Here is a 22,862-nt window from a genome sequence, read left to right on the forward strand (position 1 = left end):
ATACCTATTATTCCTACCTGATGTAAGGGTATTTATCACGTGACGTGATGAACAGCGATCACAAAGCGTCGTTGGACACCCCGGAGCGCCAGGCCGCAGGCTGGGACACGACGTCGCCGGCGAGGTGAACCCCCCACCGTCGCGCCGCACCCCCTCGCCCCCTCCAGGCGTGCCCTCGCACGCCCACAAGCACCCGAACACGTTGAAAGGCAGGCATCTTGTCGATCCAGATCCTGGGGATGGTCTCGACCACCTACGGCTCGGAGAGCGCCGGCTGGCGGGGTCCGGTCGTCGACCCCGGCTACCTCGCCGACTTCGCCCGCGCGCACGAGCAGGCCGGGTTCGACCGCGTGCTCATCGCCCACAGCGCCAGCTCGCCCGAGGGCTTCGCCGCCGCCGCCCACGTGCTCTACCACACCCAGCGCCTCGGCGTGCTCATCGCCCAGCGGCCCGGCTTCATCCAGCCCACCCTGACCGCGCGCAAGCTCGCGACCCTGGACAACCTCACCGGCGCCGGCCGCGTCGCGATCCACCACATCACCGGCGGCAGCGACACCGACCAGCGGCGCGACGGCGACTTCGCGGGCAAGGAGGCGCGCTACCGGCGTACGGCCGAGTTCATCGAGGTCCTGCGGCGCACGCTCACCTCGGCCGAGCCGTTCGACCACGAAGGCGAGTTCTACCGCTTCGAGGGCGCGTTCAGCTCGGTCAAGCCGCACGGCGAGGTGCCGATCTTCTTCGGCGGCCAGTCCGAGGACGCCATCCGCGTGGGCGGCCGCTGGGCCGACGTCTACGCGCTGTGGGGCGAGCCCCTGGCGCAGACCCGCGAACGCGTCGACCTCATCCGCGGCGAGGCCGCACGGCACGGCCGCGAGATCGGCTTCTCCCTGTCCGTACGCCCGATCGTCGCCGGCACCGAGGACGCCGCCTGGGAGAAGGCCGACGCGATCCGCCGCGCCTTCGAAGGCAACCTGGCCGGCAAGAGCAACGGCGGCACCTGGCGCATCGGGCGCGGCGAGAACACCGCGGTCGGCGCCAGGCGGCTCAAGGACGAGGCCGAGGAGAAACTCGTGCACGACGAGCGCCTGTGGTTCGGCGTCACCCAGCTCACCGACGGCGGCGGCAACTCCACCGCCCTGGTCGGCACGCCGCAGCAGGTCGCCGACGCCCTGCTGAAGTACTACGACCTCGGCATCCGCACGTTCCTGATCCGCGGCTTCGACCCGCTGCAGGACGTGCGCGACTGGGGCGAGGAGCTGGTGCCGCTGCTGCGGGCCGGCGCCGAGGCCCGCGAGCGGGCGCTCACCCCCGCAGGGCGAGGGTGAGCGGCGTGCGCATGCCCGTCAAAGCCGTCGGTCTGGTCGCGGTGGTGGCGCTGCTGCTCACCGGCTGCGCCTCCCAGGCGTCCGTACGCCAGGCCGCCGGCAGCACCCTGACCTGGGGATGGTCGCTGCCGTCCACCTGGGATCCGGTCACCTCGGCCGTCGGCAACGACGTCCACGCCCTGACCCTCGTCTACGAGGGCGTCACCGAGGTGGACGAGAAGGGCGAGGCCCGGCCGGGGCTCGCCGAGTCGTGGACGTACGCCGAGGACGGCCGCTCGGTCACCTTCCACCTGCGTCCTGGACTGACCTTCTCCGACGGCGCCAAGCTCGACGCCGCCGCCGTCAAGGCGAGCCTGGAACGCGGCAAGACCGCCGAGGACTCGACGATCGCACCGCAGCTGGTCACCGTCGAGCGCATCACCGCCGACAGCGACACCGACGTGACCCTGCACCTCACCCAGGTGGACTACCAGATCCCGCTGCTGCTGTCGGGCAAGACCGGCCAGATCGTCAGCCCCGCCGCCGCCAAGGACGCCGCCAAGCTGGCCACCCGGCCGGTCGGCGCGGGCCCGTTCATCCTCAAGACCTACGTGCCCGGCTCGCAGGCGACGCTCGTGAAGAACCCCACCTTCTGGAACGCCGGACAGATCCACATCGAGAACTTCGTCCTCAAACCCGCCCCCGACCCGTCCGTCGCCGTCGCGGGCCTGCGATCGGGTCAGTACGACGTCGCCGACCTCACCGCCTCCCAGGTCGCCGGCGTCAAGGCCGCGGGCTTCCCGGTCGAGACGACCGACGTGCTGCCCGTCCGCGTCCTCGACGTGAACAACACCGTCGAACCGTTCGACAACCCCAAGGTCGTCGAGGCGATCAGCACCGCGATCGACCGGCAGGCGCTGGTGAAGACGGCCAACTTCGGCTACGGCACGCCGGCCTGGCAGCCCTTCCCCCAGGGCTACGTCGCCTACAACGCCGACCTGGACAACCTGTACCCGCACGACGTGGCCAAGGCCAAGCGGCTGCTGACCGAGGCCGGCCACCCGGACGGCGTGGACGTCCAGCTCGCGCTGAGCAAGGCCGACGACCCCGTCGGCGAGCTGATCCAGCAGCAGCTCAACGCGGCCGGCATCCGCACGACGCTCACCGTGCAGACGCCGGGCGTCAACAACTACATCACCCGCAGACACCCGTTCGTGCTCGACCAGTTCAACGCCCGCCAGTCGCCCGTGCAGGCGCTGCAGGTGCTGTTCGGGCCCGAGGGCCTGATGAACCTCGGCAAGACCACCCCCAAGGAGCTGCCGGCCGCCGTCGCCGAGGCCGGCGGGCACGCGCTGAGCGACCCCGCCTACCCGGCGGCCATCCAGAAGGCCACGAAGATCGCGGTGACCGGCATGCCGAACGTCTTCCTGTTCACGGTCACGCGCTTCGCCGCGCACAGCCCCAAGGTGCAGGGCCTGCGCAACTGGGTGGACATCCAGCGCTTCGAAGGCGTCCGGGTCGTCAGATGACCACCATCGACCTGCGCGGCCGCGCCCTCTCGCCGGCCGCCCTCGCCAGGCCCCTCGCCGCCCTGGGCAGGGCGCTGCTCATCGCGGTGCCCGTCCTGCTCGTGTCGACGTCCATCACGTTCCTGCTCGGCGGGCTCACCGAGCAGGACCCCGCCTCGGTCGTGCTCGGCGACTCCGCCACCCCCGCCGACGTGGCGCGGATGCGCGAGGTCTTCGGGCTCGACCGGCCGCTGCCGGCGCGCTACGCGCTGTGGTTGTGGGACGCCCTGCACGGCGACCTCGGCGCCTCCTGGTTCACCAAGATCCCGGTCGCGCAGAGCATCGCCGAGCGGCTGCCGGTCAGCCTGTCCGTGGCCGCAGGGGCGCTGCTCATCGCCGCCGTGCTCGGCAGCGTGTCCGGGGTGCTCGCCGCCGTCCGGCAGGGCGGCCCGCTCGACCGCGCGGTCACCGTCGTCACCTCCGTGCTCGCGACCGTGCCCGGGTTCGTCGCCGCGGTCGCGCTCATCACGGTGTTCGCGCTGCTCGTGCCGGTGCTGCCGGCCGGCGGCTGGGCGCCGCCGTCCGCCGGCCTGGCCACCTGGGCGACCTTCCTGGTGCTGCCCTGCGTGGCGCTCAGCCTGGACGCCGCCGCCGACGTCGCCCGCCAGCTGCGCACCGGCATGGCCGACACCCTGCACGAGAACTACGTCGTCGGCGCGCGGGTGCGCGGCCTGCCCGGCTGGCGGGTCGTCCTCGTCCACGCGCTGCGCAACGGCGCCGGGCCCGCGGTCGCCGTGCTCGGCATGCACGTGCCCAGGCTCATCGGCGGAGCCGTCATCGTCGAGACCGTGTTCGCGCTGCCCGGCGTCGGCGAGCTCACCAAGACCGCCGCGCTCGGCGGGGACGTGCCCGTCGTCCAGGGCGCCCTGCTCGTGACGATCGCGGTCGTGCTGCTCTCGTCCGCGCTCGTCAACGTCCTGCTGGTCAAGCTGCGGCCGGCCGCCCGGAGGGAGATATGAGGACCATCACCGACGCCCTGCGCACCCGCCCGGGCAAGGTCGCGGCGGCCGTGCTCGCCGTCGTGCTCGTCCTCGCCGTGACCGGGCCCTTCCTCGCGCCGTACGACGCGCTGAAGAACAGCGCCGACATCCTGCAGCCACCCGGCGCGGCCCACTGGTTCGGCACCGACTACCTGGGCCGCGACGTGCTGAGCCGGGTGCTGGCCGGCGCTCCCGCGTCGGTGTTCACCGCCTTCGAGGCCGTCGCCATCGGGCTGGTCATCGGCGTCGTGCCCGGCATCACCTCCGTCTATCTCGGCCGCGCCTACGAGTGGATCACCCTGCGGCTCATGGACGGGCTCATCGCCCTGCCCTTCCTGATCTTCGCGATCGCGGTCGCCGCGCTGCTCGGCAACGCCGTCCACCAGGCGATGGTCGCCGTCGGCATCCTGCTCGCGCCGTCGTTCTACCGCATCACCAGGGCCGCCGCGCTCAGCCACGCGGGCGCCCAGTACGTCACGGCCGCGCAGCTCTTCGGCGCCTCCACCTGGCGGGTGCTGCGCACGCACGTGTGGTCGAAGATCGTGCCGGCGCTCGTCGTCACCACCGCGAACGCCACCGCGAGCGCCCTGCTCATCGTCTCCTCGCTGACCTTCCTCGGCATCGGCGTCGCGCCGCCCGAGCCCACCTGGGGCGGCATCGTCGCCAGCGACCTCGGGTATCTGGCGCAGCGGCCGTACGGGCCGGTGTTCCCCTCGCTGTTCATCATGGCCACGGTCGGCGCGCTCAACCTGCTCGCCGACGCGATCAGGGACACCAGCGGCGATCGCGGCAGGGCCAGGACACTCATGAGAGGAGCCCGCCGTGTCCGCCTCACCTGACTATGCGACGGCCGTCCGCCCCGCCGTGCCCGCAGGTCCTGAGCACCAGCCGCTGCTGTCGGTACGCGGGCTGCGCGTCAGCGTCGCCGACGGCTCGGAGGTGGTGCACGGCGTGGACCTCGACGTGCCGCGCGGCTCGGCCGCCGGGCTGGTCGGCGAGTCCGGCAGCGGCAAGACCCTGACCTGCCGCGCCGTCCTCGGCCTGCTGCCCGCCGGCGTGAAGGTCACCGGCGGCGCGATCAGCCTCGCGGGCACCGAGCTGACCGCGCTGCGCGACGCCGAGCGGGCCCGCCTGCGCGGCACCCACGTCGCCGCCGTCTTCCAGGACCCCGCCTCCTACCTCAACCCGTCGATCACCGTCGGCAGGCAGCTCGCCGAGGTGCTGCGCGTCAAGGCCGGGCTGGGCCGCAGGGCGGCACGCGAGCGGGCCGTCGAGCTGCTGGCGGCCATGGGGCTGCGCCGCCCGGGACACGTCGCCACGCAGTACCCGTTCGAGCTGTCGGGCGGGATGCTGCAGCGCGTGCTGATCGCCATGTCGATCACCGCGGACCCCGAGCTGCTGATCGCCGACGAGGCCACCACCGCGCTCGACGTGACCGTGCAGGCCGAGGTGCTGGAGCTGCTGTCCGAGCTGCGCCGCGACCGGGGGCTCACGCTCGTCGTCGTCTCGCACGACCTGGCGGTCATCGCGCGGACGTGCGAGACGGTCCATGTGTTCCGCGACGGCGCCGTGGTCGAGTCGGGGCCCACCCCGCGGGTGCTGCGGTCGCCGCGCCACCCGTACACGCGGAAGCTGATCGACGACCACGAGCGCTTCGGCATCGACCGGGTGCGGGAGAGGAGCCCCCGATGAGCGCGCTGCTCGACGTCTCCGGCCTGCACGTGGCGCTCGGCCGGGGCCGCGGACGCACGGAGATCCTGCACGGCGTCGACCTCACCGTGGGCGCCGGCGAGATCGTCGGGCTGATCGGCGAGACCGGCTCGGGCAAGACCACGCTCGCCCGCGCCGTGCTCGGCCTGGTGCCGCCGAGCGCCGGCACCGTCGCGGTCGGCGGGCGCGAGGTCGGCGGGCTGCGCGGCGCCGCGCAGCGCGCCTTCCGGCGTGGCGGCGCCGTCCAGTACGTCTTCCAGGACCCGCTGCGCAGCCTCGACCCCGAACGCACCGTCTTCGACACCCTCGTCGAGGGCCTCGCCATCCGCGGTCGGAGCCGTGCCGAGCTGCGGGAGGCCGCCGAGGACGTCGCGCGGCTCGTCTCCCTGCCGGCCGACCTGCTGCCCAGGCATCCCGGCGAGCTGTCGGGCGGCCAGCGGCAGCGGGTCGCCATCGGGCGGGCGATCGCCGTGGGGCCCCGGCTGCTGATCTGCGACGAGCCGGTCAGCGCGCTCGACGCCTCGACCCGCATCACGATCCTCGAACTCCTGCTGCGCCTGCGCGAGACCCGCGACCTCGGCGTCCTGCTCATCACGCACGACCTCGGCTCGCTCGGCGGCGTCGCGGACCGCGTCGTCGTGCTCTACCACGGGCAGGTGGTGGAGACCGGCACCACCGAGGAGATCTTCCTCGCGCCGCGCCACCCCTACACCCGGCTGCTGGTGACGTCCGTGCCGTCGATCAGGGACGAGCAGCCCCCCGACCCCGCCGCCCGCCGGGCCCTGCGCGAGCAGGTACGCGCCCTGGCCTCCTCCGACCTCTCATGACCGCCTGGAGCTCGCACATGACGCACACCGGCGACCACCACGCCCCCGAAGGGCTGCGGACCCGAGGCACGGTCATCGTCGTGCCCGGCCGCGGCGAGACCCGCGCCACCTACGCCCGCCTGGGCGCCCGCCTCGCCTACGACGCCTACCGCGTCCGCGTCGTGGACCCGCCGCCCGCGACCTCCGTCCTGACCGGCCTGGCCGCGCAGCTGACCGAGGCAGTGGAGGGCATCGCGGCCGAGCAGCAGGAAGGACTGCCGCGCCCGCTGGTGCTGGTGGGCGCCGACCTGGGCGCCGCCGCCCTGTCCGCCCTGCTCGCCACCCCGCTCGCCACCCCGCTCGCCACCGCCCCTCTGCACGACGTCTGGTGGCCGGACGGCGTCGTCCTCGCCGGCCTCCCCGCCACCGGCACGCGGCAGGACGCCTCGTGGGAGGACGAGCTGGACGTCCGCACGTCCTGCCCCACCCATCGCGGCGTCCTGACCGGCGACGAGCAGGTACGGCGCGGCGCGCTGGCCACCGTCCTGCCGCAGGACCTGCTCGACGCGGCGTACGCGAACACCACCGGCATCCCCCACCTGCTGCTGACCGGCGACGCCGACCCGCTGGCGGACCTCGGCGCGATCACCGCGGCGGCCAAGACCCTCCCGAAGGCCCGCCTGGCCGTCGTCCGGGGCGCCCACCACGACGTGCTCAACGACCTCCAGCACCGCTCGGTCGCCGCCGAGATCGTCACCTTCCTGGAGGCGCTGCGCGAGAACCTCGTCCCCGCCGTCACCGTGGAGACCACCACCTGGTGATCATCGATCAGCGGGGCGGAGGCCGCTCGCCCTAAGCTGTTCGGTATGTCCCCCGCTCTGGTTCTGCTGGACGGTCTGCGCTGGCAGGGTGCCCGCGTGTCCGGCGATCGCGCCCACACGCTGCTGGCCCTGCTCGCCCTGCGCGGGCGCGCGGGGGTCAGCGACGAGCGGCTGGTGGAGGAGCTGTGGCCGGAGGAGCCGCCGGCCAACCCGACGAAGGCGCTGCAGGTCGTCGTCTCCCGCACCAGGGCGGCGACCGGCGCGGCCGTCGTGGAGCGCACGCCGCGCGGCTACCGGCTCGGGCTGCCCGCGGAAGACGTGGACGTCCTGCTGCTCGAAGCGCTGGCCGAGCGCGCCCGCGACGCGCTGGCGGGCGGCGACACGGCGCTCGCCGTCCGGCACGCGGAAGAGGCGCTGGCCATGACGTCCGCGCTCGACGGCGCCGACCGGGTGGCGGGCGCGCTGTCCGAGCTGCGCGGCCTCGCCGCCGCCTGCGCCGCCGAGGCCCGCAGGGTGGCGGCGATCGCCCACTCGCGGGCCGGCGCGCACGACCAGGCCCTGCCGCTGCTTGAGCAGGCCGCCGCCGGCCGCCCCCAGGACGAGGAGCTGCTGGCCTGCCTGCTGCGCAGCGAGTCCGCCGTCCGCGGCGCGCCCGCCGCGCTCGAGCGCTACGAGCGCCACCGCGCCGAGCTGGCCGCCCGCCTCGGCACCGGGCCGGGCCCCGAGCTGGCCCGCGTGCACGCCGAGCTGCTGGCCGCCGACCGCCCGGTGCGCCAGGGCATCCTGTACGACGGCTCCACCCTGCTCGGCCGCGACGACGACATCCGCGCGCTGCACGCCCTGCTGCACGCCCACCGGGTGGTCTCCATCGTCGGCCCCGGCGGCCTGGGCAAGACCCGGCTGGCCCACGTCGTCGGCAGGCACGCCGCGCAGCCCGTCGCCCACTTCGTCGAGCTGGTCGGCGTCTCCTCCCCTGAGGGCGTGGTGGGGGAGGTCGGCTCGGCGCTCGGGGTGCGCGACTCGATCAGCGGCCGTCGCATCCTGACCGCCGAGCAGCGTTCCGACGTACGCGCCAGGATCGCCCAGCAGCTCTCCCAGACGCCCGCGCTGCTGATCATCGACAACTGCGAGCACCTGATCGAGGCCGTCGCCGACCTGGTGGCGTTCCTCACCGTGACGACCCGCGACCTGCGGGTGCTGATCACCTCCCGCGCCCCGCTGTCCATCCCCGCCGAGCGCGTCTACCTGCTGGGCGAGCTGCCGAGGCAGGACGCGGTCGAGCTGTTCCGCCAGCGCGCCACGGCCGCCCGCCCCGGCGTCCTGCTCGACGACGCGACGGTCGAGCAGGTCGTCGCCCGCCTCGACGGGCTGCCGCTGGCGATCGAGCTGGCCGCCGCCAAGGTGCGGGTGATGGCGGTGGCGGAGATCGAGCGGCGGCTGGCCGACCGGTTCGCCCTGCTGCGCGGCGGCAACAGGACCGCCCCCGACCGCCACCGCACGCTGCTCGCCGTCATCGACTGGTCGTGGAACCTGCTGGATGAGCCCGAGCGCCGGGCGCTGCGCCGGATGTCGCTGTTCGGCGACGGCTTCACCCTCTCCGCGGCCGAGGCCGTCCTCGGTCCCGACGCCCTGCACGCCGTGGACGCCCTGGCCGAGCAGTCGATGCTGAGCGTCCGCGAGACCGCCCACGGCCTGCGTTACCGCATGCTGGAGACGGTCAGGGAGTTCGGCAGGATGAAGCTGAAGGAGGCCGGCGAGGAGGAGCCCGCCCGGCGGGCGCAGCTCGCATGGGCGACGGCCTACTCGCTCGGCCACGCCACCCGGCTGTTCGGCCCCGAGGAGTTCGCGGCGGCCGACGCGCTGCGCGCCGAGGAGGGCAACCTGGCCGACCTGCTGAGGCAGGCGCTCGCCGAGCCCGACCCGGCCACGACCGTGCGGCTGCTGGCCGGCCTCGGCGCGATGTGGTCGGTACGCGGCGACCACGAACGCATCCTCGTGCACCGCGACGCCATCAGCGAGACGCTCAGCGCCTGGACCCCGCCGCCCGACCTGGTCGAGGTGACCAGGGCGGCGACGCTGGTCACGCTCTCCAACATCATGGTCGTCACCGAGCACCGCGGGCAGGCGCTGCTCGACCTGCTGCGCCGGCTGCCGGTCGGCGCCGAGACCGACCCCCGCGTGGCGGCGCTGACCGTGGTGACGCTCGCCGGCGAGGGGCTCGACACTCCTGCCATGCTGGAGCGGCTGGCCGAGCTGTCCAGGAGCGACGACGAGCACGTCGCGTTCGCGGCCACGCGGCAGCGCGCCCATCTGCTGGAGAACGCGGGCGACGTGGCGGGCGCGGTCGAGGCCGCCGAGCAGACCGTGGCGCTGCTGAAGCAGGACGACGGCCAATGGCTCGGCGCGATCATGCACGCCATGCAGGCCCACCTGATCCTGCAGCTCGGCGACCGCCGCAGGGCCGTCGAGCACGCCAGGATCGCCCTGCCCGTGCTGCACCGCATCGGCGCCTCCGACGACGAGGCGCAGCTGCGGGCGGTGCTGGTGTCGGCCGCCATCGCCGACGGCGACCTCGATCGCGCGCAGGCCGAGCTCGCCGTCATCGAGCGCATCAACGACAACGAGCCGGTGATGGGCGGGGTGGCGACGCTCGCGCTGTGCTCGGCCGAGATCGCGCTGGCCAGGGGCGAGACCGACAGCGCGCTGGCCGCGTTCAGGCTGGGCGTGCAGCGGGCGCGCGAGCTGCGGGTGCCCGGCATGGCGGACGTGGACGTGGCCCCATGGACGGTCGTCACCGAGTCGATCACGCTGACCGCGCACGCGTACCACGCCCGGGGCGACGACGTCCGCTACGGGGAGCGGCTGTTCGCCGACATCGCCCGCCACGACCTGCTCTCGCCGCACCACCCCCACCTCGACTACCCGATATGCGGGTCGATGCTCTTCGGGCTGGGCGCCTGGGGGCTGCTGCGCGGCGCCATGCCCGCGGAGCTCGCGATCAGGCTGCTGGTGCTGGCCGAGCGGTTCTCGTACAACATCCTGCTGCCTAGCATGGCGATCGAGCGCATCGAGCCGCACGCCGAGCGGGCCGCGCCCGGCCTGCTCGCGGCCGTCCGCGCCGAGTACGGCGACCGGCGCGGTGCCGGCCTGCTCGGGGAGGCGCAGCGGTTCGTCGAGCAGGCCGGAGAGCTGACGGGCGGGTCACAGGTGCCGTTTGTAGCTGCGGACCGACAGCGGCGCGAAGATCGCGATGACGGCCAGGCCGGCGACGATCGTCCAGGCCACCTCGCCGGAGACGGTGGCGTGGTTGGCCAGGTCGCGGGCCGCCGTGACCAGGTGTGAGACCGGGTTGACCCGGACGAACGCGGCCAGCCACCCGGGCAGGCTCTCCACCGGCACGAACGCGTTCGACAGGAACGTCAGCGGAAACAGGATCATCATGGAGAAGCCCTGCACGGCCTGGGCGCTCCTGGCGATCGTGCCGATCCAGGTGAAGATCCACGCCAGCGACCAGCCGGTGAAGACGGCCAGCAGGATCGCGGCCAGCACGCCGCCCGCCCCGCCGCCCGGCCGGTAGCCCATCACCAGGCCCATGGAGAAGGTCAGCGTGGCCGCGATCGTGTAGCGCGACAGGTCGGCCACCATGGGGCCGGCGAGCGGCGCGATCCGGGCGATGGGCAACGACTTGAACCGGTCGAAGACGCCCTTCTCCATGTCCTCGCGCAGCTGCGTGCCGGTGGCCATGCAGGTCGTCAGCACCGTCTGGGCGAGGATGCCGGGGATCATCAGCGGCAGGTAGCTCTCGACGTCGCCGGCGATGGCGCCGCCGAAGACGTAGGCGAACATCGCGGTGAACAGGATGGGCTGCAACGCCACGTCGAAGAACTGCTCGGGGTTGCGGCGCATCTTCTTCAGCGCCCGCCACGCCATCGCCATGGTCTGGCTGACGGTCTCCGCCACGGAGACGCGCCGGCGGGCGGCGGCCACCCGGGCGGCGGCGTCGACCGTCTCGCGGGCGGGTGCGATCGTGGTGGTCATCGGTCCTCCTCGTTGTCGTCGCCGTCCGTCTCGTGGCCGGTGAGGGCGAGGAACACCTCGTCCAGGCTGGGTTTGGCGACGCTGACCGACGTGATCGGCACCCCGGCCGTGCGCAGCGCGATCAGCACCTCCCCGGCCAGGTCGGCCTGGTCGAGCGCGACGTTCAGCCGGCCCTGCTCCGGGCTCAGCACCGGGTCGGAGCCGAGCACGCGCCGCACCACCCCTACGGCGGCGGGCACGTCGGCCGGGTCGGCGAGCAGCAGCTGCAGGGTGGAGTCGCCGACCGTGGTCTTCAGCTCGTCGGGGGTGCCCTCGGCGACCTTGCGGCCGTGGTCGATGACCGCGACGCGGTCGGACAGCTGGTCGGCCTCGTCCAGATACTGGGTGGTCAGCAGCACCGTGCAGCCGTCGGCGACCAGGTCGCGGATCGTCTCCCACATCTGGCGGCGGGTGCGCGGGTCGAGGCCGGTGGTCGGCTCGTCCAGGAAGATCAGCGGCGGCCTGGTGATGAGGCTGGCCGCCAGGTCGAGGCGGCGCCGCATGCCGCCAGAGAACTGCGCGATCGGCTTGTCGGCGGCGTCCAGCAGGCCGAAGCGGCCCAGCAGGTCGTCGCCGACGGCGCGGGCGCGGGCGCCGGGCAGGCCCTGGAGGCGGCCGAAGAGCCAGAGGTTCTCGCGGGCGGTCAGGTTCTCGTCGACGGAGGCGTACTGGCCGGTGACGCCGACGAGCTGGCGGATGACGTGCGGGTCGCGGGCCACGTCCACCCCGAAGATCTCGGCCCGGCCCCCGTCGATCGCCAGCAACGTGGCCAGCATCCGCAACATGGTGGTCTTACCGGCGCCGTTCGGGCCGAGGATGCCGAAGATCTCGCCGGTCCGCACGTCGAGGTCGACGCCGTCGACCGCGCGGTGCGTACCGAACGTCTTCGCCAGCCCCTCGGCACGGACGGCCACGCCGGGTGGAATGTCGGTCATGCTCATGACCGCACTCTCGGCGGCCCGGGTTTCACCGTGCCCTCGACCGGGTTTCACGGGCCTGCGCCGCCGTGAAACCCCTGCTCAGACGGCCGTGTCCGGCCGGCAGGCGTCGGCGATCGCCCCGGGGTCCCAATAGAAGGGGCGGCATTCGAGCATCCGGCCGTCCTTGACGGTGATCAGCTGCACGATCAAGGTGTCGACCTCCCGGCCGGTGGCCCGGGCGCGGAAGCGCACCCGGTTCCGCACGACCACGGTGTCACCGTCGCCCCAATGCTCCTGCTCCAGGAACTCCATCGACTCCCAGACCGCACTGAACCGGGCCAGGAACCGCTCCATGCCGTCGTGGCCGCGCCAGGTTCCTGAGCCGGTGAAGGGCAGCCCGGGAGCCTGATGCAGGGTCACCTCCGGATCCAGGTAGGCGGCGACGTCGTCGTAGCTCGCCCTGCCGAATCCACCCGCGGCCACGTACGCGGCCTCGGCCTCGTAGAACCTCTGCATCACCGTCCAGGCGCCGGCCTGGTCACTTGCCGTATCCGCTGTGCTCATGGCGCCAGCATCGCCGACCGGGGACGATCTCCGCTGGCGGCTATCAGACCTCTCACCCGCGCCTGCTCAGGTCGTGATGCGGCCGGCTCTGCAGCACCCGCGGCCGGGCGAACAGCGGCCGACGTCACGGATCCTCGTTGTCGCTGCGGGACGCGTGGCGGCGTTCAGCCCGGCCAGGGCGCGGGCCGAGTGCGTGCCGGGCTCCGCGTGCAGGAGCAGCGCCTCCAGGCCGTCGCCGTCGATCACGGCGAACTTCTCGGCCATCAGCCGCAGCTCGCCGGACTCCGGGTGCCGCAGCGAGATGACGCCGCCGCGCGACGTGCACACGTCGTGGCGGGCCCACAGGTGGCGGAACCGCTCGCTCTCGACCGACAGCTCGCCGATCAGCGCGTGCGGGCGCGCGTACCGACTTCGGCGGGCGCAACCTGCGGGTCGCCGACCCGCTGCCCGGCTACGACGGCACGCCCGCCGCCGTCCGTCCCCGCCGGCAGGGGCCGGTGCGGGCGCCGGGCGATCCCGGACGGATCGCGGCCCGCGTCATCGGCAGCGCCGCCGAGACCGACGCTTGAGTAGGCGTTACTCATGTGGATCCGGGCGGCCGCACCCACCCTGATGAGAACGGCTCCGCAGAGCACAACGGGAGGGGATGGCCGTGATCTACATCACGCTGGAGAGTTTCCGCTGTCACAGCGAGACCGACGAGGTCGGCGCGGACGAACCGTACATGATCGTCGCCGCGGTCGACCTCAGGCCGCCGAACTCGCCGGTGCCCAGATCGCGTGTCTACCGGTACGGCCCCTTCGGCGACGTCGACGGCCAGGAGACGCACCAGGTGCCGTTCCAGTCGTTCTGGGGCCTGGCGGGCGAGGAGCGGGCGCTGCCCAACCCGGACGACGCCATCTTCATCGTCGGCATCATGGAGAACGACAACGGCGACCCGGAGAACCTGCGCGGCATCGTCGCCGCCACCGTCTCCGGCACCATCGCCGCCACCCTGGGCACGCCCCGCCCGACGATCGTCGGCCGGCTGCTCGAGGACATCAACTCCGCGCTCAAGACCGTCACCGGAGCCCCGAACTTCGACGACCAGGTCGGCCCGCCCCGCGAGGTGCGCTTCACCTCCGGCGACATCGCGCTGGCCGAGACGGGCAACCCGGCGCGGCAGTCGCTGCGCATCCAGGGGGACGGCGGCGACTACACGGTGACGTTCAAGGCGATCAACCGCGGTCAGGCCGCCTGGCGGTTCTGCGTGCGCTGCCGCGGCCTGTTCTTCGACGGTTACCCCACCAAGGGCGTCTGCCCGGCGGGCGGCGGGCACGCCGCCGCCGGGTGGATCTTCTTCCTGCCGCACGACCGGCCGGGCCCGCTGGGCGGGCAGGACCAGTGGCGGTTCTGCGACAAATGCTTCACCATGTTCTGGAGCGGCGACCCCGCCAACCAGGGGCGCTGCCCGGCGGGCGGCGCTCACAACAGGCAGGGCTACATGTTCTTCCTGCCGCACGACCACAACGGCCCCGGGCAGACCGAGTGGCGCTTCTGCGACAAATGCCGGGTGATGTTCTGGAACGGCGAGGCCAACAAGGGAGCCTGCACGGCCGGCGGCGGCCACCGCGCCGCGGGCTTCGTCTTCAAGCTCGACTTCACCCCCTGACGTGGCACCCGCCCCTGACCTCACGGCACCCCGGTGCGGCGGGGGCGGGACGGCGCGGCGATACTGCTCGACGTGACACGACCAGACGACGACCACGGCGCAGCGAGCGGGCGGGTGCGGGCGCGGGAGCTCGGGGTGGTGGTCGGGGGGCTGCCGACCGGGCCGCTCAACGCGATCACCGACGTCGAAGGGGTCCTGGTCGGTCACACCACGCTGGACGACGGGGCCGACCTGCACACCGGCGTCACCGCGATCGTCCCCGAGCAGCTGCTCACCACCTGGCGGCTCCCGGCGGCCGTCGAGGTCGGCAACGGCTACGGCAAGCTCGTCGGCTCCACCCAGATCGGCGAGCTCGGCGTCCTTGAGTCGCCGATCGTGCTGACCGGCACGCTGTCGGTCTATCGCGCGGCCGATGCGCTGCTGTCGTACGTGATGCGGCTCCGCCCCGACGGGCTGTCGTTCAACTGCGTGGCGGGGGAGACCAACGACGGGTTCCTGTCCGACATCAGGCGCCGGCCGATCACCGAGCGGCACGTGCTCGACGCGCTCGAAGGCGCGACCGATGGCCTGCCCGGCGAGGGCTGCGTGGGCGCGGGTACCGGCACGACGGCGCTGGGCTTCAAGGCCGGCATCGGCACCTCGTCCAGGCGGCTGGTGATCGAGGGTGTCCCGGTCACGGCGGGAGCGCTCGTCCAGGCGAACTTCGGCGGCGTGCTGACCGTCCAGGGCGTCCCGATGCCGGCGGCCGAGCTGGTGCGGGGAGCCGGCGGGGCCGAGCCACCGGGCAACTCCTGCATGATCGTGGTCGCCACCGACGCCCCGCTCGACGCCCGCAGATTGGGCCGTCTCGCCCGCCGCGCGATCTTCGCGATGGGCCGGGTCGGGGCGTCGTACTCGAACGGCAGCGGCGACTACGCCATCGCCTTCAGCACCGCCCCCGCCTCGTCCCCGCTCCTGCCCGACGAGACGCTCAGCCCGCTCTTCACCGCCGTCATGGACGCCGTCGAGGAAGCCCTGCTCAACTCCCTCTTCAAAGCCACGACCACCACAGGTCAGGGCCACACCAGCCACGCCGTCCCCTACGACCGGCTCCCGCGCGAGCGGCCCTGACCTCATCGGCTGGGGGATCCCGCCTGCGGGGCCCCGCCGTAACGGCTGAGGGCCCTTGGCGCGGGCCTCGTCGCCCTCAAGCATGAGCGAAACCGCCGCTGTCCTCACGGGCCGGCGGGATCGCCCCCTTGCGTCTGCTACGAAGGTGCGGAGCCTGCGTGACCTTCGGCTCCGGCCGCCGGCCGCACGAGCGCGGGGGCCGCCGCCTCCCAGGCCGCCTCGATCATCTCGAAGACCTCGTCCACGGTCGCCTCCGGGTCGGTGGACTCGCGGGCCAGGGAGAACGCGTCGATCGCGAACCTGGCGATCGCCTGGCAGGCCGTCGTCTCCGGCGGCAGCCCGAAGTGGGCGGAGAGGGCCGTGGCCAGCGCCCGTGCGTGGCGCAGCCGCATCGACTCCTCGTACGCCCGCAGCGCCGGCACCTCGTCGATCATGCGCCACAGCGGGGCGGCGTCCTCGCTCGTGCAGTGGTGTACGAGGGCGTGGATCTCCCTCCGGAGCGCGGGCATGAGCGGCTCGTGCGGCGCCCGGCCGTGGACGGCCTGGACGAGGCGCTGCTCGAAGCTCTGGTCCTGGTCGAACACCAGCGCCTCTTTCCCGGCGAAGTGCGCGAAGACCGTGGTGACCGCCACATCGGCCTCGGCGGCCACGTCGCGGATGCCCACCGCGTCGTAGCCCCGCTCCATGAAGAGCCGCAGCGCGGCGTCGGCGATCTTCTGACGGGTCGCCGCCTTCTTGCGTTCGCGACGTCCGGTGGGCACGGTCATGCGCTGATGCTACCAGCTACGAAACCACAACTGTTTTGAAACGCTAACGGTTAGTGTTACGGTCGGCGGCATGAAGAAAGTGAGCTTCGCCGCGTACGGCGGCCCTGACGTCCTGCACCTCATCGACGCCGAGGAGCCCCACCCGGGCCCCGGCCAGATCCGCGTCGCGGTACGCGCCGCCGGGGTCAACCCCCACGACTGGCGGGTCCGCGAAGGCATGAACCAGGTCGAGCTGCCCGCCGGCATCGGCCTCGACGCCGCCGGGGTGGTGGACGAGATCGGCCCCGGCGTGACGGGCGTGGAGATCGGCGACCCGGTGTTCGGCGAGGGCCACGAGACCTACGCCGAGTACGCCGTCCTAGAGGCATGGACCCGCATCCCCGACGGCCTGACGTTCGAGGAGGCCGCCGGCTACCCGTCGGTGATGGAGACCGCGCTGCGCGTCATCCGCGAGACCGGCGTGCAGCCCGGGCAGACGCTGCTGGTCAGCGGCGCGGCCGGGGGAGTGGGGTCGGCGGTGCTGCAGGTGGCCCGCGACCGCGGCATCGCGGTGATCGGCACCGCGGGGGCGGCGAACCAGGACTACGTACGCGGGCTGGGCGCCCGCGCCACCACCTACGACGCGGGCTGGCCCGACCGGGTGCGCGAGCTCGGCCCGGTGGACGCCGCCATCGATGTGGCCGGCGCGGGCGTCGTGGGCGAGCTGGTCGAGCTGACCGGCGACCCGCGCCGGGTGATCTCCATCGCCGACCTGGACGCCTCCACGTTCGGCGTCCGCTTCTCCGGCGTGGCGGGCAGCATGCCGGACGCGCTCGCCGAGACCGTCCGCCTCATCGGCCTCGGCAGGCTGCACATCCCGGTCGAGAAGGCGTACGCGCTGGCCGACGCCGCGCAGGCGCACATCGACAGCCAGGCGGGTCACACGAGGGGCCGGCGCGTCCTGCTCGTCTGAGCGGCGAGGACGAGCAGCAGCGCGGCCGCGGTGAGCCCGATCCCGAACCAGACGACGCTGGACACCCCCAGCCGGTCGGCGAACACCCCGCCCACCAGCGCCCCCAGCGCGATGGAGGTGTTGTACGCCATCGTGTTGAGCGACATCGCGGCCTCGAACGTCTCGGGAGCGGCCGCCTGCGTCATGGTGATCTGGCTCAGCTGCACCACGCCGAACGCCACCCCCCACACGACCAGCGTGACGACCGCCCCGGCCGCGCTCTGACCGAGGAAGAGCAGCGCCAGCAGCGACGCCACCAGCCCGGCGCTCCCGGCGAGGAAGCCGCCCCTGGCGTTCCTGGCCACGACGGGCCCGGCGACGAGGTTCCCGGCAGCGCCGCCGACGCCGTACGCCATCAGCGTGACGGTGACGAACAGCGGCGTCGCGCCGGCGTGCTCCTCCAGGAACGGCCGCACGAACGTGTAGGCCCCGAAGTGCCCGAGCACGAACAGCACGACGGCCGTCAGCACCAGCCGCAGCGGCCCGTTGCGCAGCGGCAGCAGGAACACCTCCCGCACCGACACCGCGTTCGCCGACGGCAGTGAGGGGACGAGCACGGCGACCGCGACGAACACCAGCGCGCTCAGCCCGCTCCAGATGAGGAAGGTGGTCCGCCAGTCGGTCAGGCTCTCCAAGGTCGTGCCGAGGGGGATGCCGGCCACCGCGCCGATCGAGATGCCCGACATGACCACCGACGCCGCCCGGCTCGCGTGCCGCTCGGGCACCAGCCGCATCGCCATGGCGACGCCGATCCCCCAGAACACGCCGCTGGCGAACCCCATCACCAGCCGTGTGCCCAGCACCAGCGGATAGCTGGGCGACACGGCGGTGATCAGGTTGCCCAGGGTCAGCACCGCGAGCAGCGTCGCCAGCAGCACGCGCCGGTTGACCCGCCTGGTCCACGCCACGATGAACGGCACTCCCAATCCGGCCGATACCCCCATCAACGTCACCATCAGCCCGGCGGCGCCGACCGAGATGTCCAGGCCGGAGCTGATCGGGGTGAGCAGGCCGACGGGCATCAGCTCGGTGGTGAGGAAGACGAACAGGCTGGCGGTGATCGCCGCGACCCCGAGCCACGGCCGGACAGCGGACTCGTGCCGCACTTCTTGCTGCAATGTCATGCGTTCCAGGGTGGGGGAGGAGTGATCGATGAGTCCAACACATCTTTGTCATCGTGATCGATCGTGCGGCACGATGGATGGATGGAGCTGCAACAGCTGAGGTACGTCGTCGCGGTCGCCGAGACACTGAACTTCACCCGCGCCGCCGAGCGCTGCCGCGTCGTCCAGTCGGCGCTCAGCCACCAGATCGCCGCGCTCGAACGCGAGCTCGGCGCCCGGCTGTTCGAGCGCACCAGCCGCAGGGTCCGGCTGACACCGGCCGGTGAGGCGTTCCTGCCGGAGGCCCGCGCCTGCCTGGAGGCCGCCGACCGGGCGCGGGCCGAGGTGGCGGCGGCCGGCGGCGAGCTGCGCGGCCGGCTCGCCGTCGGCGCCATCCCCACCGTGACCGCGCTCGACCTGCCGGTCCTGCTGCGCGACTACCGCCGCCGCCATCCCAAGGTCGGCATCACGCTCACCTCGGCGGGCAGCGACCACCTCATCGAACGGGTCCGCCGGGGCGGCGCCGACGTCGCCTTCCTCGGCCTGCCGCCGCGCGCCGAACCCAAGGGCGTGCGCAGCCGCAGGCTCGGCGGCGGCGAGCTGGTCGCGGTGGTGGCCCCCGACCATCCCCGTACGGAGCGGGAGTCTGACCTGGCGGGCCTGGCGGACGAGCCGTTCATCGACTTCAGGGCGGGCGTGGCGGGGCGCGTGCAGTCGGACGAGGCGTTCGCGGCGGCGGGGGTGCGGCGCGAGGTGCCCTTCGAGGTGTCGTCCGCCGACTTCCTGGTGGACCTGGTACGCCAGGGCCTCGGCGTCGGCATGCTCCCCGCCGCGTACGCCACCCGTTTCCCCGATCTGCGCGTCATCCGCCTGCGCGGCGCCCCCACCCGCGTCGAGCACCTCATCTGGCAGGACCGCCCGTCACCGGCCGCCGCCGCCTTCCTCGACCTCATCGGCGAGCGGCCAGGCTCATGAGGTGTGGAATCATGACCGCCATGAGTTCTGACAGGAGTCCCGAGGGCGGCAGGGCCGATCTCGGCGACATGATCGGAGAGCTGCTCTCTTTCTGGACGTTCGGCCCCGAGGCCCACGCCTCCGAGCACAACGTCCGCTACCACCCCGTCAAGCTCGTCATCTGGACGGTGGTGGCGATCGGCGTCTCGGCCGTCGTCTCGGCCGTGCGGCTGGCCCTGTTCGGTGAGCCGACGGCGGGATGGGCGGTGGCGCTGTTCCCGCTGCTGCTCCCGCTCACCGGCGCTCTGGCGCACCGGCCGCCCCGCTACGTCCCCGCCCTGGTCGGCGGTCTCGTGGCGGGCCTGGTCGTGGCCCTGCTCCTGGGCATCGACCTCGGCCAGTCCTACAGCTCGTTCTGGGCGGGCTTCGCCGCCATGTGCGCCGGCTTCCTGACCTGCTCGGTGATCTTCGCCGCCGTCACCTGGCCGCGTCCCACGCCGGCGGAAGACGGCGACAACGCGACCGGGTGAATCATCCGGCGAGGAAGCGCAGCAGCTCCGCCGTGACGAAGCGCGGGTTCTCCTCGATCAGCCAGTGACCGGCCTTCGGCACGTCCACGGCCCTGACGATGTCGCGTACGCGCGGCTCGACCGTGGCGCGGACCGCGTCGAGCTGGCCTTGGGCGGTCATGAGCAGGGCCGGCGCCCGCACCGGCGCCGCCGCCGTGGTGTCGCGGACGTCCTGGTCGAGCGCCCGGTAGAGCTCGAAACCGCCTGAAAGGGCCGAGGGGCGGCCGTACGTGCGGGCGTATTCGTCGATCTCGGCGTCGGTGAACGGGGACCGCTCGGAGGTGCCGCCGAACGCCGTCCCGCCGTAGGCGACCTGCGGGTAGAACAGCGCCAGATACTCGCGTACGTCGTCGTCCACCACCGTCTCGGGCACCCGCCGCTGGGAGTGGAAGGCGATGTGCCAGCTCAGCGACCGGTACGTGGCCGCGTCGATGCCCGGCCCCGGCAGCGGCAGGTCCAGGTAGCCGAGGCGGGTGGTGTGCCCGGGGAACTGGGCGGCGTACTGGAAGGCCACCGCCGCTCCGAGGTCGTGGCCGACGACGGCGGCGTTCCTGATCTTCAGTCGTTCGGCGATCAGCGTGTGCACGTACCGGGCCAGCGTCGCCTTGTCGTACCCCTTCGGCGTGCCGGTGCTGTCACCCAGTCCCGGCAGGTCCACGGCGTAGACGGTGTGGTGCTCGGCGAGCGCCGGCATGATGGGCCACCAGCCGTACCAGGTCTGCGGCCAGCCGTGGAGCAGCACGACAGGTGAGCCGCTGCCGCCGGTCACGTAGTGCATCCGGACGCCGTCCACGTCGGCGAACGCGTGCCGGAAGGCGCTCGTGAACGCCGGATCATCGTGGGTGGCGGCGGCGTGCGGCGGGACGTCGCCGGCGGCCGGGGACGAGCACGCGGCGAGCAGGACGGTGAGCAGGACGGTGAGAACGAGGGCCATCGCCACCCGCGCCCGCCGGAGGAGGCGGCGCGGCGACGGCCGGGTCGTAGTGATCATGGCTTTCCTTTCGATCCTTACGCGTCGGATGCCCAGTCTCATGGGACATGTCAGGCATGGCACGAAAAGTTGCAGTTATGGCAAGATGGTCGGCATGGACCTGGAAACCGATGAGGTGATCGAAGGCGTCGGCCCGCGGCTGCGCGCGCTGCGCCGCCACCGCGGCATCACCCTCGCCGACCTCGCCACCACCACCGGCGTGTCCGAGAGCACGCTGTCCCGGCTGGAGAGCGGGCAGCGCCGGGCCACCCTGGAGCTGCTGCTGCCGCTCGCCCGCACCTACAACGTCCCGCTCGACGACCTGGTCGGCGCCCCGCGCACCGGCGACCCCCGCATCCACCTGACGCCGATCCACCGGTTCGGGATGACGTTCGTGCCGCTGTCCCGCCGTCCCGGCGGCGTCCAGGCGTTCAAGATGATCATCCCCGCGCCGCAGGAGCCGCTCGTCCCGTCCCTGAAGACGCACGACGGCTTCGAGTGGCTCTACGTCCTCACCGGCCGCCTGCGCCTCATCGTCGGGGAGCGCGACCTGACGCTGCCGCCCGGCGAGGCCGCCGAGTTCGACACCTCCTCGCCCCATTGGCTGGGCAGCGCCGACGGCACGGCGGTGGAACTGCTCATCCTGTTCGACCCGCAGGGCATGCGCACCCACATCCACGCCGACCCCCACCGCCCGGCCCGATGAGCACGTCACCCGTCCGGATCGGCGCGCTGGCCCCGCTGACCCCGCCCGGCTGGGCCGAGGCGGGCCGGCACCTGCTCGCCGGCCTCGAACTCGCCGCAGCCGAGGCCGACACCGCCGGACTGCCCCTCGAACTCCTCGTGCGGGACACCGCGGCCGACCCCGCCAGGGCCACGGCGGCCGTGGACGAGCTGGCCGGGCTCGGCGTGGCCGCACTGGCGGGGGAGTACCACAGCGTCGTCGCCCGCGCGGTCGCCACCAGGGCCGACGCCCTCGCGGTGCCGTACCTGTGCTCGTCCGCCGTGCTCGACGCGCTCACCGACGAGCCGACGCCCTGGGTGGCCCGCATCGCCCCGGCGCAGTCGCGCGGCTGGCGCCGCTACGCCGACCACCTCCTCGGCGCGGGACACCGCCGCGTCGCCGTGGCGGCCCAGCCCAGCGTCTACTGGGCGACAGGGACCCGCATCCTGCGCGACCACCTGACCCGGCACGGCGGCACCGTCATCGAGCTCGACCCGCTCCCGCCCGAGACGCTGTGCGACGCCCTCGTGCGGCACTCCGCGACCGCCCTGCTGCTCCTGACCGGCCACCCGGAGCCGGCGATGCCGATCGTCCGAGCGGTCCGCGACGATCCGCGCCTCACCGGGCTGACGCTCGGCGCCCCCGCCGGCCAGCCCGAGCTTCCCTCCTGGGCCACGCTCGGCGAACTCGGCGCCGCGATCCCGTTCCTGCGCTACCTCCCGGAACGTCTGAGCCCGATCGGCGTTCGAGTCGAGCACGCCCTGCGCGAACGGCTGGGCGAGACACCGTCCTTCGTCGCCTTCGAGGGCTACGACACCATCACGGTCCTCGCCGAAATCCTTCGGCACAGCACCGAACGCGAGCACATCGCCGCATCCTGGCCGCGCGTACGGGCCGAAGGCACCCGCGGCCTGATCCGGTTCTCCCGCGAGCCGGGCATCGGCATCTGGCAGTGGACCTGGCCCCCCATCCACATCGCCGACCGGGACCCGGCGAACCCCGGCGAGTTCCGCGTGCTGCCCATCGCGTGAAGCCGCTCCGGCAGGCCGGTCACCTGGTGGCCGGCCAGGGCGTCTGCCCCATCACAAAGGACCGCAGGAGGCGGTTGCGGCCGGGGTTCCGGTGCCAGGTGATGCCGCCCGTGAATCCCGATGACTCGAAGGCGGAGACGAGGACGGCCGGTTCGCCGTCCCCCGGCCCCTGCCGCAGCGACGCCGCCCCCGGCCGAGCGGACGCCCCGGCCGCCCCTCCCGGCCGGACAAGAGCAGAAACG

General features: G+C 73.2%; 20 protein-coding genes and 2 pseudogenes. 15 read left to right on the plus strand and 7 right to left on the minus strand.

What is annotated here, in order from left to right; genetic code table 11:
- Positions 1–218: 218 nt before the first annotated feature.
- The 8 genes and pseudogenes from AB0K12_RS29120 to AB0K12_RS29155 all read left to right on the plus strand — a co-directional run.
- Entirely contained in the window at positions 219–1,325 is a 1,107-nt protein-coding gene (locus AB0K12_RS29120) for an LLM class flavin-dependent oxidoreductase (protein WP_364567922.1), read from the plus strand.
- Positions 1,326–1,336: 11 nt separating this feature from the next.
- Positions 1,337–2,833, plus strand: a complete 1,497-nt coding sequence (locus AB0K12_RS29125; protein ID WP_364568311.1) for an ABC transporter substrate-binding protein — start codon at positions 1,337–1,339, stop codon at positions 2,831–2,833.
- Positions 2,830–3,831: an ABC transporter permease gene (locus tag AB0K12_RS29130; protein WP_364567925.1), complete on the plus strand. Its 1,002-nt coding sequence runs from the start codon at positions 2,830–2,832 to the stop codon at positions 3,829–3,831. The genes AB0K12_RS29125 and AB0K12_RS29130 overlap by 4 nt, the downstream gene beginning before the upstream one ends.
- Positions 3,828–4,691, plus strand: a complete 864-nt coding sequence (locus AB0K12_RS29135) for an ABC transporter permease (RefSeq protein ID WP_364567928.1) — start codon at positions 3,828–3,830, stop codon at positions 4,689–4,691. Before AB0K12_RS29130 ends, AB0K12_RS29135 begins: the two co-directional genes overlap by 4 nt.
- Positions 4,675–5,544, plus strand: coding sequence for an ABC transporter ATP-binding protein (locus AB0K12_RS29140; RefSeq protein WP_364567931.1), 870 nt, complete (start codon positions 4,675–4,677; stop codon positions 5,542–5,544). Before AB0K12_RS29135 ends, AB0K12_RS29140 begins: the two co-directional genes overlap by 17 nt.
- A complete protein-coding gene (locus tag AB0K12_RS29145) occupies positions 5,541–6,389 on the plus strand; it encodes an ABC transporter ATP-binding protein (protein ID WP_364567934.1) in 849 nt (282 codons plus the stop codon). The genes AB0K12_RS29140 and AB0K12_RS29145 overlap by 4 nt, the downstream gene beginning before the upstream one ends.
- A gap of 17 nt (positions 6,390–6,406) precedes the next feature.
- On the plus strand, positions 6,407–7,189 hold the full coding sequence (locus AB0K12_RS29150) for an alpha/beta hydrolase (protein ID WP_364567937.1): 783 nt from the start codon (positions 6,407–6,409) through the stop codon (positions 7,187–7,189).
- Between the two features lie 45 nt (positions 7,190–7,234).
- Positions 7,235–8,704: pseudogene (locus tag AB0K12_RS29155) on the plus strand (BTAD domain-containing putative transcriptional regulator); the annotation flags it as partial.
- A 1,686-nt stretch (positions 8,705–10,390) separates the two neighbouring features.
- Here AB0K12_RS29155 and AB0K12_RS29160 read toward each other — a convergent pair.
- From AB0K12_RS29160 to AB0K12_RS29175, 4 genes and pseudogenes are all read right to left on the minus strand, one after another.
- Positions 10,391–11,227 carry an ABC transporter permease gene (locus AB0K12_RS29160; protein ID WP_364567940.1) on the minus strand — a complete coding sequence of 279 codons (837 nt, stop codon included), beginning with the start codon at positions 11,225–11,227 and terminating at the stop codon, positions 10,391–10,393.
- The gene (locus AB0K12_RS29165; protein ID WP_364568314.1) at positions 11,224–12,201 is read right to left on the minus strand and encodes an ATP-binding cassette domain-containing protein; all 978 of its coding nucleotides are present in this window, start codon (positions 12,199–12,201) and stop codon (positions 11,224–11,226) included. The genes AB0K12_RS29160 and AB0K12_RS29165 overlap by 4 nt, the downstream gene beginning before the upstream one ends.
- A gap of 84 nt (positions 12,202–12,285) precedes the next feature.
- Complete coding sequence (locus AB0K12_RS29170; RefSeq protein ID WP_364567943.1) at positions 12,286–12,750, minus strand: nuclear transport factor 2 family protein; 465 nt, start codon at positions 12,748–12,750, stop codon at positions 12,286–12,288.
- Between the two features lie 66 nt (positions 12,751–12,816).
- Positions 12,817–13,164: pseudogene (locus AB0K12_RS29175) on the minus strand (hypothetical protein); the annotation flags it as partial.
- Positions 13,165–13,396: 232 nt separating this feature from the next.
- On the opposite strand from AB0K12_RS29175, the gene AB0K12_RS29180 reads away from it, so the two are divergent.
- Positions 13,397–14,401 (plus strand): hypothetical protein, encoded by a 1,005-nt coding sequence (locus tag AB0K12_RS29180; protein ID WP_364567946.1) that lies wholly within the window; start codon positions 13,397–13,399, stop codon positions 14,399–14,401.
- Between the two features lie 72 nt (positions 14,402–14,473).
- Positions 14,474–15,511, plus strand: a complete 1,038-nt coding sequence (locus AB0K12_RS29185; protein WP_364567948.1) for a P1 family peptidase — start codon at positions 14,474–14,476, stop codon at positions 15,509–15,511.
- 137 nt (positions 15,512–15,648) lie between these two features.
- On the opposite strand, the gene AB0K12_RS29190 is transcribed toward AB0K12_RS29185, so the two are convergent.
- Complete coding sequence (locus AB0K12_RS29190) at positions 15,649–16,278, minus strand: helix-turn-helix domain-containing protein (RefSeq protein WP_364567951.1); 630 nt, start codon at positions 16,276–16,278, stop codon at positions 15,649–15,651.
- A gap of 70 nt (positions 16,279–16,348) precedes the next feature.
- Between AB0K12_RS29190 and AB0K12_RS29195 the strand changes: the two genes are divergently transcribed.
- Positions 16,349–17,230, plus strand: a complete 882-nt coding sequence (locus tag AB0K12_RS29195; protein WP_364567954.1) for an NADP-dependent oxidoreductase — start codon at positions 16,349–16,351, stop codon at positions 17,228–17,230.
- Here AB0K12_RS29195 and AB0K12_RS29200 read toward each other — a convergent pair.
- Positions 17,197–18,393, minus strand: coding sequence for an MFS transporter (locus AB0K12_RS29200; protein WP_364567956.1), 1,197 nt, complete (start codon positions 18,391–18,393; stop codon positions 17,197–17,199). The two genes, AB0K12_RS29195 and AB0K12_RS29200, sit on opposite strands and share 34 nt — an antisense overlap.
- Before the next feature lie 81 nt (positions 18,394–18,474).
- Between AB0K12_RS29200 and AB0K12_RS29205 the strand changes: the two genes are divergently transcribed.
- Both AB0K12_RS29205 and AB0K12_RS29210 read left to right on the plus strand, forming a co-directional pair.
- Positions 18,475–19,347 carry a LysR family transcriptional regulator gene (locus tag AB0K12_RS29205; RefSeq protein ID WP_364567958.1) on the plus strand — a complete coding sequence of 291 codons (873 nt, stop codon included), beginning with the start codon at positions 18,475–18,477 and terminating at the stop codon, positions 19,345–19,347.
- 20 nt (positions 19,348–19,367) lie between these two features.
- Positions 19,368–19,856: a hypothetical protein gene (locus AB0K12_RS29210; protein WP_364567961.1), complete on the plus strand. Its 489-nt coding sequence runs from the start codon at positions 19,368–19,370 to the stop codon at positions 19,854–19,856.
- Position 19,857: 1 nt separating this feature from the next.
- Here the strand turns inward: AB0K12_RS29210 and AB0K12_RS29215 are convergent, their stop codons facing one another.
- A complete protein-coding gene (locus tag AB0K12_RS29215) occupies positions 19,858–20,886 on the minus strand; it encodes an alpha/beta hydrolase (protein ID WP_364567963.1) in 1,029 nt (342 codons plus the stop codon).
- Positions 20,887–20,980: 94 nt separating this feature from the next.
- Here AB0K12_RS29215 and AB0K12_RS29220 point away from each other — a divergent pair, with 94 nt between their 5' ends.
- A complete protein-coding gene (locus tag AB0K12_RS29220) occupies positions 20,981–21,571 on the plus strand; it encodes an XRE family transcriptional regulator (protein WP_364567966.1) in 591 nt (196 codons plus the stop codon).
- The gene (locus AB0K12_RS29225) at positions 21,568–22,620 is read left to right on the plus strand and encodes an ABC transporter substrate-binding protein (RefSeq protein ID WP_364567969.1); all 1,053 of its coding nucleotides are present in this window, start codon (positions 21,568–21,570) and stop codon (positions 22,618–22,620) included. Before AB0K12_RS29220 ends, AB0K12_RS29225 begins: the two co-directional genes overlap by 4 nt.
- Positions 22,621–22,862 lie beyond the last annotated feature (242 nt).

This window comes from Nonomuraea sp. NPDC049419, from assembly GCF_040676995.1.
Lineage (GTDB): Bacteria > Actinomycetota > Actinomycetes > Streptosporangiales > Streptosporangiaceae > Nonomuraea > Nonomuraea salmonea.

What these genes read in the sequence shown, in the direction of transcription:
- AB0K12_RS29125 (WP_364568311.1), top strand. Translation starts at nt 1,337, where the DNA reads ATGCCCGTCAAAGCCGTCGGTCTGGTCGCGGTGGTGGCGCTGCTGCTC.
- AB0K12_RS29130 (WP_364567925.1), top strand. Translation starts at nt 2,830, where the DNA reads ATGACCACCATCGACCTGCGCGGCCGCGCCCTCTCGCCGGCCGCCCTC.
- AB0K12_RS29135 (WP_364567928.1), top strand. Translation starts at nt 3,828, where the DNA reads ATGAGGACCATCACCGACGCCCTGCGCACCCGCCCGGGCAAGGTCGCG.
- AB0K12_RS29145 (WP_364567934.1), top strand. Translation starts at nt 5,541, where the DNA reads ATGAGCGCGCTGCTCGACGTCTCCGGCCTGCACGTGGCGCTCGGCCGG.
- AB0K12_RS29150 (WP_364567937.1), top strand. Translation starts at nt 6,407, where the DNA reads ATGACGCACACCGGCGACCACCACGCCCCCGAAGGGCTGCGGACCCGA.
- AB0K12_RS29160 (WP_364567940.1), bottom strand. Translation starts at nt 11,227, where the DNA reads ATGACCACCACGATCGCACCCGCCCGCGAGACGGTCGACGCCGCCGCC.
- AB0K12_RS29165 (WP_364568314.1), bottom strand. Translation starts at nt 12,201, where the DNA reads ATGACCGACATTCCACCCGGCGTGGCCGTCCGTGCCGAGGGGCTGGCG.
- AB0K12_RS29170 (WP_364567943.1), bottom strand. Translation starts at nt 12,750, where the DNA reads ATGAGCACAGCGGATACGGCAAGTGACCAGGCCGGCGCCTGGACGGTG.
- AB0K12_RS29180 (WP_364567946.1), top strand. Translation starts at nt 13,397, where the DNA reads ATGGCCGTGATCTACATCACGCTGGAGAGTTTCCGCTGTCACAGCGAG.
- AB0K12_RS29190 (WP_364567951.1), bottom strand. Translation starts at nt 16,278, where the DNA reads ATGACCGTGCCCACCGGACGTCGCGAACGCAAGAAGGCGGCGACCCGT.
- AB0K12_RS29195 (WP_364567954.1), top strand. Translation starts at nt 16,349, where the DNA reads ATGAAGAAAGTGAGCTTCGCCGCGTACGGCGGCCCTGACGTCCTGCAC.
- AB0K12_RS29200 (WP_364567956.1), bottom strand. Translation starts at nt 18,393, where the DNA reads ATGACATTGCAGCAAGAAGTGCGGCACGAGTCCGCTGTCCGGCCGTGG.
- AB0K12_RS29205 (WP_364567958.1), top strand. Translation starts at nt 18,475, where the DNA reads ATGGAGCTGCAACAGCTGAGGTACGTCGTCGCGGTCGCCGAGACACTG.
- AB0K12_RS29210 (WP_364567961.1), top strand. Translation starts at nt 19,368, where the DNA reads ATGAGTTCTGACAGGAGTCCCGAGGGCGGCAGGGCCGATCTCGGCGAC.
- AB0K12_RS29215 (WP_364567963.1), bottom strand. Translation starts at nt 20,886, where the DNA reads ATGATCACTACGACCCGGCCGTCGCCGCGCCGCCTCCTCCGGCGGGCG.
- AB0K12_RS29220 (WP_364567966.1), top strand. Translation starts at nt 20,981, where the DNA reads ATGGACCTGGAAACCGATGAGGTGATCGAAGGCGTCGGCCCGCGGCTG.
- AB0K12_RS29225 (WP_364567969.1), top strand. Translation starts at nt 21,568, where the DNA reads ATGAGCACGTCACCCGTCCGGATCGGCGCGCTGGCCCCGCTGACCCCG.